Origin of the sequence: Falsiroseomonas oleicola (assembly GCF_019029495.1) — a bacterium.
GTDB classification, from domain to species: domain Bacteria; phylum Pseudomonadota; class Alphaproteobacteria; order Acetobacterales; family Acetobacteraceae; genus Falsiroseomonas; species Falsiroseomonas oleicola.
This window is the reverse complement of the sequence record NZ_JAERQM010000003.1, coordinates 536,208-550,716: the sequence shown is the minus strand read 5'-3', so window position 1 is coordinate 550,716 and position 14,509 is coordinate 536,208. Positions and strand designations below refer to the sequence as shown.

Below are 14,509 nucleotides of genomic sequence, written 5' to 3'. Positions count from 1 at the left end.
GCTTCCCCCCCCCCGCACTCCCTACCAGGAGCCTGAGGCTCCTGAGCCTGCCTTTGTCTGACGTCTTCGCCTTTGGGAATGGATGTGGGGGGCTTCAATCGCCCCGCGGGGCCTGCGCGCGGGACCATTCGCCTTGGTAGGCGCCAGTGGCGTCGTGTATGCATCTGCCTCAAGCAAGCCGTAGGTCGCGCCGCTGGGTTCACCATGCGGCGTGGCCGGATCGTCCGGAACCTTCGATGCCGCTCTCCTACGGACCGCCGGACGAGCCACTCGGCCGCGAATTGCTGCAGGTCGCGGATGCAGCGCGTGGGGTGATCGCGACGCTGGCCACGCTGAACGTCATCCCGCCGGATTTCCCGAAGGCCGCACTCCACGATCTCTGCACGGCGCTGGCCGCCTTGCCGGAAGGCACGGCGGAGAATTGCCGCCCGCAGCTCGAACTGGCCCGCAACGCTCTGCCGAAGCTCCGGCGAGAGCATTTCGGCATCGAGGGAGAAGGCGCCGCCACCACGCCCGACGATGCCGAGCAGCCCCGCTTCACCCGCGGCATGCTGCTCGATCAGCGGGTGAACGTGCTGCTGGCTGCCGTCACGACGGCACTTGACGAATACCGGGCGCAAGCCGGTATTGCCGTTGAGGATGCGCTGCAGCCCGACGATGTGGCGGTGCCCACGGCCACGGCCAGGCTTGCCGGTGTCGAGGCCCAGACCGAACAGGTGGTGGGCCGCCTGCGCCAGGGAGTGGGGCAACTCGACGCGCGTGGCGTATCCGCGATGGAGCCGGGCGATCTGCTGCGCCGGCGCCTGCGCGACAGCGAGAACCTTGCCCTGGCCGCTCGGTCCCAACTGCGGCAGCGGAGCACGGTCGCGCGCTGGTTCGAAGGCGTTTCCGCCGCCTTCCACCGGACCCCCGATCTGATCGAGGCCGCCGGCCGTGGGTTGAGCGCCTGTGCCAACGCCGCGGAACCCCTAGGCCGATGGCTGGTGGACTACCTGACCGAATGGGTCGGAACGACGGTGCGGCTGACGCGTGATCTGGGCGATGCCCTGCAGGAATCAGCGCGGCGCCTGCGGGAGGCCTCGCCTGCCCCGCCTGCACCGAGCCCGTCGCCACCGGAGTTGGATGCCCGGGACCTCGCCGAACTGGCGCGGGTTGGCTTGCCCGTGAGTGACGACAAGCTGCGGCAGGGTGGCCTTGTCATCGAGGCAACCGCTGCCTTCTCAGTCGAGAGCTTTACGCGCGCAGACGGCCCGTGGACCCGGGTCGCCCCCCGGATCACCGAGGCGCGCCTCGGCTCTCGTCGGGACGTCGTTGACCTAGCCCCGCTTGCCCGCCTCACCGCCCTGCAAAGCCTGGACCTTAGTGGTACCAGGGTCGCTGATCTGGCGCCGCTCGCCAACCTCAGCGCCCTGCAGAGCCTGGACCTGAGGGGCACCCGGGTCGCCGATCTGGTGCCGCTCTCCAGCCTCACCGCCCTGCAGAGCCTGGACCTGTATAGCACCCAGGTCGCCGATCTGGCGCCGCTCTACAGCCTCACCGCCCTGCAGAGCCTAAACCTGTCTAGCACCCAGGTCGCCGATCTGGCGCCGCTCTCCAGCCTCACCGCCCTGCAGAGCCTGAATCTGTGGAGTACCAAGGTCGCCGATCTGACGCCGCTCGCCAGCCTCACCGCCCTGCAAAGCCTGGAACTGTCTCGCACTGAGGTCGCCGATCTGGCGCCGCTCTCCAGCCTCACCGCCCTGCAGAGCCTGGAACTGTCTCACACCCAGGTCGCCGATCTGGCGCCGCTCTCCAGCCTCACCGCCCTGCAGAGCCTGAACCTGTCTACCACCAAGGTCGCCGATCTGGCGCCGCTCTCCAGCCTCACCGCCCTGCAGAGCCTGAACCTGTGGAGCACCCAGGTCGCCGATCTGGCGCCGCTCGCCAGCCTCACCGCCCTGCAGAGCCTGAACCTGTGGAGTACCCAGGTCGCCGATCTGGCGCCGCTCGCCAGCCTTACCGCCCTGCGGAGCATGGACCTGTCATTCACCCAGGTCGCCGACCTGACGCCCCTCGCCCGGCTCACCGCTCTGCTAAACCTGGACTTGGCATTCACCCAGGTCGCCGATCTTGCGCCGCTCGCCAGCCTCACCGCCCTGCGGAGCATGGACCTGCAGCACACTCAGGTCGCCGATCTGACGCCGCTCGCCAGCCTCACCGCCCTGCAGCGCCTGAACCTGGAGGGCACTCAGGTCGGACCCGCAGCGCGTGCTGCCTTCATCGCGGCACGGCGCGCGCGCGGCCTTTCCCCCGCTTCTGTCCGAATGAAGGCAGCGCAGCCATAGCGGAGGGCGGCTCCCCGCAGCCTTGACCGCACCGCGCATCACGCCGGACCGCGAGGCCTGCCACCTCAAGGACAGCCTGATGCCACGCTATGCGGAGATCATCTACAACGCCTTCTGGTTCAGCCTGGAACGGCGGATGCTGCAGGCGCTGATCGATGAGAGCCAAGCCAGCGTGACGGGCACCGCCCGGCTCAAGCTCTACAAGGGCAGCACCATTGTCACCGGCCGGCGCTCGGACAACAGCCTGTATTCGATGAAGCAAGTGACCTTCGAGGACGACCAAGTCGCCTACGACCAGTTCGACGCCCAGAGTTTTGTCAGATTGAACGCGCTGCGACTGCGGCTGGGCGCCATGGCCGGCCAGCGCGGCTGCATCCTCTAGAAAATAAGCCGAGTTCAAAAAAGGACGGATCCGCCACTGGGGAAGGCGTGACGACCGTGCCACACTAATCCGGGCCATGCTGAAGGGGCTGGCATGATCTTCGCGTCTTTCGAGTTTCTTTTTCTGTTCCTGCCGGTCTTCCTCGCCGCCTATATGCTGGCGCCGGGAAGCTGGCGGAATCCGCTGATCCTCGTCTTCTCCTGGGGATTCTACGCCTGGTGGCGGGTGGATTTCCTGGCGCTGCTGGTCGGCGTCACGGTCTTCACCTTCTTCATCGCGCTGGCCATCGAGCGTGCGGGCCATGGCTCGCGCCGGGCCGGATGGCTGACCGCGCTCGGCGTCGCTGGCGATATCGGCGTGCTGGCCTATTTCAAATACGCCAATTTCGGCGTGGACACCTTCAACGACCTGATGCGGATGATCGGCCATGCCCCGATGGGCTGGGCCGAGATCGTGCTGCCGGTCGGCCTTTCCTTCTACGTGCTGCAGGCGGTCAGCTACCTGATCGATGTCCGCCGCGGCACGGTGCAGCCGACGCACAACCTGGTCGACTATGCCGCCTACAAGGCGCTGTTCAGCCAGCTCATCGCCGGGCCGATCGTGCGCTATTCGGATGTCTCGGCCGATCTGCGGTCGCGCCGGCAGAGCCTCGCGCAATTCGGCGCGGGATCGCGGCAGTTCATGGTCGGCTTCGCCATGAAGGTGGTGCTGGCGGATACGCTGAGCCCGGTGGTGGATGCGGCCTTCGCCCTGCCGGCGCCGACCGCCGCCGATGCCTGGATCGCCGCCACCACCTACACTCTGCAGCTGTTCTTCGACTTCGCCGGCTATTCGCTGATGGCCATCGGCCTCGGCCGGATGATCGGCTTCCACTTTCCGCGCAACTTCGACGACCCCTATCTCGCCGGCTCCATCCAGTCCTTCTGGCAGCGCTGGCACATGACGCTGTCGAGCTTCCTGCGCGACTACCTCTACATCGCGCTCGGCGGCAACCGGCGCGGCGTGGCGCGAACCTATGTGAACCTGCTGCTGACCATGGCGATCGGCGGCTTCTGGCATGGGGCGAGCTGGAATTTCCTCATCTGGGGCATCTGGCATGGCGGACTGCTGGCGCTGCACCGGGCCTGGAGCACGCGCGGCCAGGGGGCGGCGCGGGCCGAGCGGTCGGACCGCCGGGCCGACGATCGTCGCGACGTCTTCCCGCAGCCCTTGCCCGATACGGTGGATCGGCGCAGCGGCGGCGACCGCCGCGCGGCGCGTCGGCCGATGCCCTGGCTGCTGGGCCATGCCCTGACGCTGCTCTGCGTCATGATCGGCTGGGTGATCTTCCGGGCCGCCGACCTCGCCGGCGCCATGACCATCTATGCCGGCATGCTGGGCCTGCAGGGCGCTGCCCTTTCCGATGCCCTGGCCTGGCACCTGACGCCGGACCGCGTCGCCACCTTCGTCATCGCCACCGGCTTCATCTACCTGCCGCTGGGTCTGGCCGCGCTGCGCCGCCGGGGGGCGCTGCCGCGCATCGACCAGGGCGGACTGGGCGGGGCCGTGGCGCGGCTGTGCTGGGCCGGCTGGCCGCTGGCCGCCTTCCTGCTCGCCATGGTGCTGCTCTACAGCCGCGCCGCCGTGCCCTTCCTGTATTTCCAGTTCTGAGGCGGCGCCGATGAACCCGACGGACCCCTCCACCGATCCCCGCCTGCGGCCCGCCTCCGCCACCCTTGGCGCGGCCATGGCCGCCATCCTGGCGCTGGGCCTCTGGCAGGGGGTCTCGGCGATGATGACACTGCAGGCGGCGCGGCGCCTGGCGCCTACCCTGAACGGGGAGGCCTTCCTCGGCGGCCGCACGGCGGCGGCGGTGAACCAGGTGATGGCGCAGGACCTGCCGGCCGATGGGCTGCTACGCGCCGCCGGCGGCGTGCTGCGCTGGAAGGTCTTCGGCTCCGGCGGCCCCACCGTGGCGCCGGGCTGCGACAACTGGCTGTTCCTGACGGAGGAACTGCGCCCCTGGGGCACTGAGGGCCAGGCCGCCATGGCCGAACGCGCGCGGCTGCTGACCCGCGTCGCGGCGCTGCTCGCCGCGCAGGATATCGCGCTGCGGGTGGTGCCGGTGCCGGACAAGGCGCGGGCCGTGGCGCCGATGCTCTGCGGCGCCCCCTATGCCGCCGAATCCGCCGCGCGGGGCGAGGCCTTCCGCCGGATGCTGGAGGGCACGGGGCTGGCCGTCATCGACCTGGACCCTGTGCTGGTGCCGGACGGCGCAGCGCTGTTCTACCGCACCGACACCCATTGGAACCAGGAAGGCGCCCGCCGCGCCGCCCAGGCCGTCGCCGCCGCCGCGCCCGAGGATCTGACCCGGGAAGCCCGCTTCCGCACCGACCGCGCGGCGGAGGAAACCCCCTGGATCGGTGACCTGCTGCGGCTGATGAGCCTGGACCGTGTCTCGGACACCTGGCGGCCGCGCGCCGACCGGCAGTTCGTCGAAACGACGGAGGCGCTGGAGGCAGAGGAAGCCTCCATCCTTGATGACCTGCCGGTGGCGGAGGTGGTGCTGATCGGCAGTTCCTTCTCCCGCAACGCCAATTTCGACGGAGCGCTGCAACAGGCGCTGTCGGCCCCGGTCGGCAATCTCAGCCAGGCAGGCGGCGGCTTCGCCGGGGCGGCGAAGGACTTCTTCGGCAGCGCCGCCTGGCGGGAAACGCCGCCCCGGCTGGTGATCTGGGAATTTCCGGAACGCGTGCTGAACCAGCCGCTGAACGCGGATGACCGGGCGCTGGCAGCGTGGCTGGAGGCGCAGGGGCGGTAGGCCAACATCCGACCTGCGACCTGCAAGGCAGGCCGAGGCCGCGAATGCGGTGAAAAGACCGAGAGGGGCGTTGCCCCTCTCAGACTCTCCCCACCAAGGGTCAGTGGACCCTTGGAACCCCGGGATCAGGCGGCCTTGGCGGCGGACAAGGCCTTCCAGACGATTTCGGGTGTGGCGGGCATGTCGATATGCGTGACGCCGGCACCGGACAGGGCATCGACCAGCGCATTCATCGCCGCCGGCGGCGACCCCACCGCGCCGGCCTCGCCCGCACCCTTCACGCCCAGCGGATTGGTCTCGCAGGTCACCTCGATCAGGTCGACATCGATATCCGGCAGGTCCTCCGCCCGCGGCAGGGCGTAGTCCATGAAGGAGGCCGACAGAAGCTGGCCGGAGCCGTTGTCGTAGCTGGTCCGCTCATGCAGCGCCTGGCCAATGCCCTGGGCCACGCCGCCATGCACCTGGCCGCGCACGATCAGCGGGTTCAGCGCATGGCCCACATCGTCCACCACGATGTAGCGCGGCACGGTGACGATGCCCGTCTCCGGGTCCACCTCCACCTCCGCCACATGGCAGCCATTGGGGAAGGTGTGGCTGTCGATATTCGCCGTCTCCATCGCATCCAACAGGATCGCGCTTTCGCCGGAGGCCACGCGCTTCCGCTGAATCGCGGCGAGGTCGAGGATGCCGACGCCGCGATCGGTGCCCGCCACCTCGAACCGCCCCCCGGTGGCGGAGAATTCGATATCGGCGACGGAGGTCTCAAGCTGCTCGGCCGCCGCCTGCTTGCCCTTCTCCACCACGCTGGCGGTGGTGACGAGAATCGCCTGGCCCTCGGAATACAGGCTGCGCGCGCCGCCGGTGCCGCCGCCGGAGGGCAGCGTCTCGCTATCGCCCTGCCGTACCCGGATCTTGTCGATCGGAATGCCCAGCTCGTGGCTGGTCATCATGGCATAGGCGGTTTCGTGGCCCTGGCCGGTGGATTGCGTGCCGACATAGAGGTCGACAAAGCCGTCATCGGCGAAGACGACCTTGGCATTCTCCGTCGCCGCGCCGCCGGTGGCCTCCAGGTAATAGGCGAGGCCGATGCCGCGCTGCTTGCCGCGCCGGGCGGCTTCCGCGCGCCGGGCCGGGAAGCCCTCCCAGTCGATCTTGGCCAGCGCCGCATCCATCAACTGGCCAAAATCGCCGCTGTCGTAGCGCTGGCCCATGGCGGAGAGCCAGGGCATGGCGTCCTGCTTCACCATGTTGCGGCGGCGCAGCTCGATGCGGTCGATGCCGATCTCGCGCGCAGCGGCGTCGATCAGGCGCTCCACCAGGTAGTTGCTCTCCGGCCGTCCGGCGCCGCGATAGGCGTCCACGGGCACGGTATTGGTCAGCACGCCGATGACATGGGCGTGGATCGCCTCGAAGCCGTAGACGCTGGCCAGCACCTTGGTGCCGGCGCCGGTCGGGATGAAGGGTGCGAAGGTGGAGAGATAGGCGCCCATGCCCGCATAATTGCGCGTGCGCATGGCCAGGAATTTGCCCTCGGCATCCGTCGCGAGTTCACCCAGCGTGATGTTGTCGCGGCCATGCGTGTCCGAGAGAAAAGCCTCGCTGCGGTCGCTGGCCCATTTCACCGGCCGGCCCACCTGGCGCGCCGCGAAGGCCACCAGCACATGCTCGGGGTAGAGAAAAATCTTCATCCCGAAGCCGCCGCCGACATCCGGCGTCACCACCCGGACATTCTCCGCCGGGATGTTGAAGATGCTGCCGGAGAGGATGTTCTTCAGCAGCCAGGAGCCCTGGGTATTGGTGTGCAGGGTCAGCCTGTCACCCTCCCACCCCGCCACCGCCGCGCGGGCTTCCATGCTGGCGACGACGACGCGGTTGTTGACCACGGTCAGGCGGGTGACATGGGCGGCGCGGGCGAAGGCGGCATCCGCCTTGGCCTTGTCCCCGGCTTCCCAGTCGAAGACCACATTGTTGGCGACATCCGGCCAGACCAGGGGCTGGCCCGGCTCCCAGGCCGTGGCGAGGTCGGTCGCGGCGGGCAGGGCGTCGTACTCCACCTCCACCGCCTCGGCGCCGTCGCGTGCAGCCTGGGGGGTTTCGGCGACGATGAAGGCGACCGGGTCGCCGACATGGCGCACCACGCCATCGGCCAGGGCCGGGCGCGGGGTATTGCCGCGCGGGCTGCCGTCGCGGTTCTTCATCGGGATCAGGCAAGGCAACTCGCCGATGCCGGCGGCCTTGAGGTCGGCGGCCGTGATCACCGCCAGCACGCCCGGCACGGCGAGCGCGGCGGAAGTGTCGATCTTCGTGATGGTGGCATGCGCCTGCGGGCTGCGCAGCACGATACCATGCGCCTGCCCGGCCATGGCGAGGTCATCCGTGTACTGGCCCCGGCCGGTCAGCAGCCGAGGGTCCTCGACCCGTCGCACCGACTGGCTCAATCCGAACTTCGCCATGGCGTCACATCCCCGCTTGGTTCCGATGAGTATCTGCTGTCCTGGGGGCGTCCGTGAAGGGGGGTCGCGCAGTTGCGACCCCCGCCCCTTCTACTCCGCCGGCGCCGGCCTGGCCGTCTCGCCCCCGAAGCGCCGCTTCACCCCTTCCCGCATCGACTGGAACACCACGTAGAGCATCGGGATGATGAAGATGCCGATCAGCGAGGCCGCGATCATGCCGCCAAACACCGGCGTACCCACCGCGCGGCGGGAGGCACTGGCGGCGCCGGAGGCGATCACCAGCGGCACCAGCCCCAGGATGAAGGCCACCGAGGTCATGATGACGGCCCGGAAACGCAGCCTTGCGCCCATGACCGCCGCCTCCCGGATCGGCATCCCCGCCTCCCGCCTTTCCTTGGCGAATTCGACGATCAGGATGCCGTTCTTGGCGGCAAGCGCGATCAGCACCACCAGCCCGACCTGCGCATAGACATCGAGCGACAGGCCGGCGAGCACGATGGCCCCGAAGGACCCCAGCGCGCCGACCGAGATCGACAGCAGCACCGGGATCGGGATCACCCAGCTTTCATACAGCGCGACCAGGAACAGGTAGGCGAACAACAGGGCCAGCGCCATGATGACGCCGGTCTGGCCGCTCGCCTGCTTTTCCTGGAAGGCGGTGCCGGTCCATTCATAGCCATAGCCGGCCGGCAGCGCGGTCTCCGACAAGGCCTCCATCGCCGCCAGCGCATCGCCGGAGGAAATCCCCGGCCGCGGCGAACCGCCGATGCGCACCGACCGCACATTGTTGTAGCGGTTGATGGTCTGCGGCCCGAGCACGATGCGGATATCGGCGATGGAGCGCAGCGGCACCATCTCCCCGGCGCTGTTGCGCACATGGATGCGCCACAGGTCGGGAATGTCGTCGCGATCCGTCGCCTCGCCCTGGATGTTCACCTGCCAGGACCGGCCATACAGGTTGAAGTCGTTGACGTAGAAGCCGCCCAGCGTGGTCTGAAGCGCGTTGAAGATGTCGCTGATGCGGATGCCCAGCGCCTGCGCCTTGTCGCGGTCCACATCCAGGAACAGCGACGGGGTATTGGCGGTGAAGGTGGAGAACACCGCCGTCAGCCGCGGGTCCTGGTTCGCCGCCGCCGACAGGCCCTGCATGGCGGAGAACATTTCCTCCGGCGGGCGGCCTTCCAGGTTCTGCATCTGGTATTCGAAGCCGCCGCCCGTACCCAGCCCGATGATCGGCGGGATGTTGAAGGCGAAGGTATTCGCCGTGCGGATCTGCTGCGTCGCGCCGAAGACCTGGCCGATGGCGGCGAAGACGCTTTCCTGGGCCGAGCCGCGATCCGCGAAGGGCTTCATCCGCACCACGATGAAGGCGGCGTTGGATTGCGACCCGCCATCGATCAGGCTGAAGCCGACGATGGACAGCACGCGCTCCACCCCCGGCACCGGGGCGATGATCGCCTCCGCCTGTTCCACCGCCGCGCGGGTGCGCGACAGGCTGGCACCGGCGGGAAGCTGCATCTGCACGAAGAAGGCGCCCTGGTCTTCCTCCGGCAGGAAGCCCTGCGGCGTGCGGCTGCCCAGGAACAGGATGCCGCCGGCCGCCACCGCCACCAGCACCAGCGACAGGATGGAAAAGCGCACCAGGCGCGCGACGATATTGCCGTACTTGTCCCGCACCCAGTCGATGCCGCGCATCACCGCCGCCAGGAAGCCCTTGCGAGGCCCATGGCCGACCGGATGCGGCCGCAGGAACATCGCGCAGAGCGCGGGCGACAGGGTCAGCGCGTTGAAGGCGGAGATCACCATGGCGACGGAGATCGTCACCGCGAACTGGCTGAACAGCACGCCGGACAGGCCCGGAATGAAGCCCACCGGCACGAAGACGGACAGCAGCACCAGGGTGATGGCGATGATCGGCGCCGTGATTTCCCGCATCGCCTGCTTGGTCGCGTCCTGGGGCGACATCTCCGGGTTCTCGGACATCACCCGCTCGACATTCTCCACCACCACGATGGCGTCATCGACGACGATGCCGATGGCCAGCACCATGGCCAGCAGCGACACGGTATTGGCCGAGAAGCCCAGCAGCAGCAGCACCGCGAAGGTGCCGATCAGGCTGACCGGCACGGCAATGGTCGGGATGACGGTGGCACGGAAACTGCCGAGGAACAGCAGCACCACCAGCACCACCAGCACGAAGGCCTCCAGCAGCGTCTTGATGACCTCGTAGATCGTGTCCACGACGAAGGTGGAGGTGTCGTAGAAGACCGAGGTCTGCATCCCCTCCGGGAAGCGCCGCGACATTTCCTCCAGCACCGCGCCGAGGTTGGAGGCGGCGGTGACGGCATTGGCGCCGGGCGAGAGATAGGTGGCCAGGGTGATCGCCGGGCGGCCGTTCAGCCGGCTTTCCATGTCGATCCGCGCCGCGCCGAGTTCCACCCGCGCGACATCGCGCAGCCGCAGCAGCGACCCTTCGGCATTGGCGCGGATGACGATATCGCCGAATTCCTCCGCCGTGGTCAGGCGGCCCTGGGTCTGGAGGTTGATCTGGTATTGCTGGTCGTCCGAGATCGGCTGCGCGCCGATGCGCCCCACCGCCGCCTGCACGTTCTGCGCCTGGATCGCCGCGATCACATCGGCCGGCGTCAGGTTCAGGCTGATCAGCCGGTCCTGCTCGAACCAGATGCGCATGGAATAGTCGCGCGCGCCGAACAACTGCGCCGAGCCGATGCCCGGCGTGCGCGCCAGCCGGTCCAGCATGTTGATGGTGACGTAGTTGGAGATGAACAGCGCATCGTGCTCGGGATTGGTCGAGGTGATGGTGATGAACTGCAACACCGCCGAAGACTGCTTGCGCACCGTGACGCCGGAGCGCTGCACCTCCGAGGGCAGCCGGGCCAGAGCCGATTGCACGCGGTTGTTGACGTTGACCGTGGCGATATCCGGGTCGGTGCCCAGGGCGAAGGAGACGGAGAGCGAGTAGCTGCCGTCATCGGCGCTGTTGGAGGACATGTAGATCATGCCCTCCACGCCATTCACCGCGCTTTCGATCACCTGCGCCACCGTCGATTCCACCACGGCGGCGGAGGCGCCGCCGTAATTGGTGGTGACCGAGACCTGCGGCGGCACGATATCCGGGAACTGCGCCACGGGGATGCGCAGCATCGCCAGCGCACCCGCAAGGGTCAGTAGAATGGACAGCACGATCGCCAGCCGGGGGCGATCGACGAAGACGGCGGAGATCATGGCGGATCAGCCCTGCCGGCCGGCGGGTGCGGCACCCGGCGCGCGGATCGGCGCCGTCGCAGGGCCGGGCTGCACCGCCTGACCGGGGCGGACGCGCTGCACGCCTTCCACCACCACCCTCTCCCCGGTCTCCAGCCCCGATTCCACCACCACCTGGTCGGCAATGCTGCGGCCGAGCACGAGCGGGCGGCGCGCCGGCTTGTTCTCCGCATCCAGCACCCAGACGTAGTTGCCCGCCTGGTCCTGCAGCACGGCGCTGCGCGGGATGACCACCGCCTGCACCGGCTCCGCCCCCTCGACGGTGACGTTCACGAACATGCCGTCGATCAATTCCCGGTCCACGCTGCCGTCGCTGTTATTGGCGCCGCGCGGCGGGTTGGGGATCAGGGCGCGGACCAGCACCGTGTCGGTGTTGCGGTCCACCTGGGTGTCGATGAAGTCGATACGGCCGACCTGGTTGTAGATCTGGCCCGTCACCAGGCGGATGCGCACCCGGGTCGCCTCGGCGCCGCCACGGCTGGCATAGCGGTCGCGCAGCTCCGTCCCGGTGCGCAGATTGACGCGGAAGGCGACGCGCATCGGGTCCTGGCTGACCACGGTGGCCAGCGGGTCCGTGCTCGGCCCGACCACGGCGCCGACCGAGAAGGTGGCGCGGCCGACCTTGCCGGCGAAGGGGGTGGCAATGTCGGTATAGCCGAGGTTGATCTCCGCCACGCGAAGCTGCGCCTGGGCGCCGAGCAGCGTCGCCTGGGCGGTGCGCTGCGCGGCGGTCGCATTCTCGACATTCACCTGCGTGCCGGCGGAGCTGCGCACCAGGTCGCGCGCGCGGGCCAGGGCGCTGTTCGCGTTCTGCAATTCCGCCTCGGCGGAGGCGACGGTGGCGCGGGCGCGCGCGACCTCCGCCTCGAAGGGCGGGCGTTCCAGGCGGAACAGCACCTGGCCGGCCGTGACCTCCTGCCCCTCGCGGAACGGGCGTTCCTGGAGGAAGCCGGTGACGCGGGCGCGGAGATCCACACGGTCCTGCGCCTCCACCCGCCCGACGAATTCCGTGCTTTCGGTCACGGGGCGGCGTTCCACCGCCAGCACGCCGACGGCGGGCGGCCCCTGTGGGCCGAATTGCGCCAGGGCCGGCGGGGCGGAGAGGACAAGGCCGACAGCCAGCAGCGCCACCGCGCGCGGCAGCCTCAAGGGCAAAAAGGCCGCGCGATGCGCGGCCGGGGCGAGGAACGTCATGGGTGCAATCCGCTATTTGGACCGCACCCAATCCTATTCCGACGTCTTGCGTCAAGTTTCCCGAAGGTTACGCCGCGTTGGCCCGCCTTGCCTCGAAGGCGGTGATCTCCGATTCGAGCGTCAGGGTCAGGCCGATCTCGTCCAGCCCGCGCAACAGACAGTCGCGGGCGAAGCCCGGAACGGTGAAGGGATGCGTGGAACCATCCGGCGCGGTCAGTATCTGCGCCTGGAGGTCAACCGAAAGTGTTGTGCCCGGCGCGGCAGCAACGGCCTGGCGCAACCCCGCCACCACCGACTCCGGCAGCCGCACTGGCAGCAGCCCGTTCTTCAGGCTGTTGGAGAAGAAGATGTCGCCAAAACTCTCCGCCACCACGCAGCGGAAGCCCATGGCGAGCAGCGCATAGACCGCCGCCTCCCGCGACGACCCCACGCCGAAATTGCGCCCGGCCACCAGGATGCCGGCCTTGTCGAAGGGCGGCCGGTTCAGGATGAAGTCGGGCCGCTTCGCCCCCTCCGGCGTGAATCGCTGGTCGTGGAAGCCGTAGTCCACATAGCGCGCATCCCGCGGGCGCCGCATGAAGCGGGCCGGCATGATCTGGTCGGTGTCGACATTGGCCATGTCGAGCGGCGCGGCGACGGCGGTAAGCTGGGTGAAGGGTTCCATCAGAGGGCACTCACCAGACGTCCCGCCACGGCCGAGGCGGCGGCCGAGGCCGGGGAGACCAGATGCGTCCGCGCGCCCCGCCCCTGGCGGCCCGCGAAATTGCGGTTGGAGGTGGAGGCGCAGCGCTCCCCCTCCCCCACCGTCTCCCCATGCATGGAGACGCAGAGCGCGCAGGAGCTTTCCTCCCACCGCGCACCGGCCTCCTTGAAGATCCGGTCCAGCCCCTCCGCCTCCGCCGCCCGCTTGACGCGGGAGGAGCCGGGGGAGACCAGCATGGGCACGGCGATGCGGCGGCCGCGCAGCACGGCGGCGGCATCCCGCAGATCCTCGATCCGGGCATTGGTGCAGGAGCCGAGGAAGACGCGGTCCAGCGCCACATCGGCCATCGCCTCCCCACCCCGCAGGCCCATATAGTCCAGGCTGCGCGCCCAGGCTTTTTGCCGGGCCTCGTCCGGTGCCTCCTCGGCGCGGGGGACGCGGCCGGAGAGGGGCACCGCCTCCTCCGGGCTGGTGCCCCAGGTGGCCATGGGGCGGATGTTTGCGGCGTCCAGCGTCACCTCGGAGTCGAAGCGGGCGTCCGGGTCGCTGAACAGGCGGTCCCAGGCGGGATCGCGCTGCGCGGGCGCATAGGGACGGCCGGCGAGCCAGGCGGCGGTCACGGCATCGGGGGCCACCATGCCGGTCCGCGCGCCGGCCTCGATCGCCATGTTGCACAGCGTCAGCCGGGCTTCCACGGACAGCGCGCGCACCGCGGTTCCGGCAAATTCGATCGCGCCGCCCAACCCGCCACCGGTGCCGATATGGGCGATCAGGGCCAGCGCCATGTCCTTGGAGGTGCTGCCAGCGGGAAGCTCGCCGTCAAAGCTGCAGCGGATCTGCTTTGGCGGGGACTGCCAGATGGTCTGGGTGGCCAGCACATGTGCCACCTCGCTGGCGCCGATGCCGAAGGCCAGCGCGCCGAGCGCGCCATGCGTCGAGGTATGGCTGTCGCCGCAGACCACCGTCATCCCCGGCAGGGTCAGCCCCTGCTCCGGCCCGGCGACATGCACGATGCCCTGGTCGGGGTCCGCCAGCTCGAAGGCGCGAATCCGGTTGGCGCGGGCATTTTCTTCAAATGTCTCGATGATTCCCCGGATTTCCGGGTCCTTCACCTCCGGCGTGCTGCGGCCCACGGTGGGCGCGTAGTGGTCGCCGAAGCCGAAGGTCAGGTCGGGCCGGCGCACCGCCAGGCCGCGCGCCTTCAGCATGTTGAAGGCATGAAAGCTGCCCTCGTGGAAATAGTGGCGGTCCACATAGAGCAAGGCGAGGCCGTCATCGCGGGCTTGCACAACATGTGCATCCCAGATCTTTTGGAAGAGCGTCTGTCCCATGGGCGGACACTGCCGCCGGCTTGGCGGAACGGCAAGA

The 14,509-nt window shown here is 69.0% G+C and carries 8 protein-coding genes and 1 pseudogene; 4 read left to right on the top strand and 5 right to left on the bottom strand.

The window, feature by feature from the left end:
- Positions 1-236 precede the first annotated feature (236 nt).
- The 4 genes and pseudogenes from JJQ90_RS13405 to JJQ90_RS13390 all read left to right on the top strand — a co-directional run bounded on the left by JJQ90_RS13405 (position 237) and on the right by JJQ90_RS13390 (position 5,506).
- Positions 237-2,324: a leucine-rich repeat domain-containing protein gene (locus JJQ90_RS13405; RefSeq protein WP_216876143.1), complete on the top strand. Its 2,088-nt coding sequence runs from the start codon at positions 237-239 to the stop codon at positions 2,322-2,324.
- 37 nt (positions 2,325-2,361) lie between these two features.
- Positions 2,362-2,706, top strand: a pseudogene (locus tag JJQ90_RS13400) (argininosuccinate synthase); the annotation flags it as partial.
- Between the two features lie 93 nt (positions 2,707-2,799).
- Positions 2,800-4,356, top strand: coding sequence for an MBOAT family O-acyltransferase (locus tag JJQ90_RS13395; protein WP_230410617.1), 1,557 nt, complete (start codon positions 2,800-2,802; stop codon positions 4,354-4,356).
- A 10-nt stretch (positions 4,357-4,366) separates the two neighbouring features.
- The gene (locus JJQ90_RS13390; RefSeq protein WP_216876141.1) at positions 4,367-5,506 is read left to right on the top strand and encodes an alginate O-acetyltransferase AlgX-related protein; all 1,140 of its coding nucleotides are present in this window, start codon (positions 4,367-4,369) and stop codon (positions 5,504-5,506) included.
- A gap of 125 nt (positions 5,507-5,631) precedes the next feature.
- On the opposite strand, the gene JJQ90_RS13385 is transcribed toward JJQ90_RS13390, so the two are convergent.
- From JJQ90_RS13385 to leuC, 5 genes are all read right to left on the bottom strand, one after another.
- Positions 5,632-7,959, bottom strand: a complete 2,328-nt coding sequence (locus tag JJQ90_RS13385) for a xanthine dehydrogenase family protein molybdopterin-binding subunit (RefSeq protein ID WP_216876140.1) — start codon at positions 7,957-7,959, stop codon at positions 5,632-5,634.
- A 90-nt stretch (positions 7,960-8,049) separates the two neighbouring features.
- Positions 8,050-11,205 carry an efflux RND transporter permease subunit gene (locus JJQ90_RS13380; protein ID WP_216876137.1) on the bottom strand — a complete coding sequence of 1,052 codons (3,156 nt, stop codon included), beginning with the start codon at positions 11,203-11,205 and terminating at the stop codon, positions 8,050-8,052.
- 6 nt (positions 11,206-11,211) lie between these two features.
- Positions 11,212-12,438 (bottom strand): efflux RND transporter periplasmic adaptor subunit, encoded by a 1,227-nt coding sequence (locus JJQ90_RS13375; RefSeq protein ID WP_216876135.1) that lies wholly within the window; start codon positions 12,436-12,438, stop codon positions 11,212-11,214.
- Positions 12,439-12,505: 67 nt separating this feature from the next.
- A complete protein-coding gene (gene leuD / locus JJQ90_RS13370; RefSeq protein WP_216876133.1) occupies positions 12,506-13,102 on the bottom strand; it encodes a 3-isopropylmalate dehydratase small subunit in 597 nt (198 codons plus the stop codon).
- Complete coding sequence (leuC, locus tag JJQ90_RS13365) at positions 13,102-14,472, bottom strand: 3-isopropylmalate dehydratase large subunit (RefSeq protein WP_216876131.1); 1,371 nt, start codon at positions 14,470-14,472, stop codon at positions 13,102-13,104. The genes leuD and leuC overlap by 1 nt, the downstream gene beginning before the upstream one ends.
- Between the last annotated feature and the right edge of the window lie 37 nt (positions 14,473-14,509).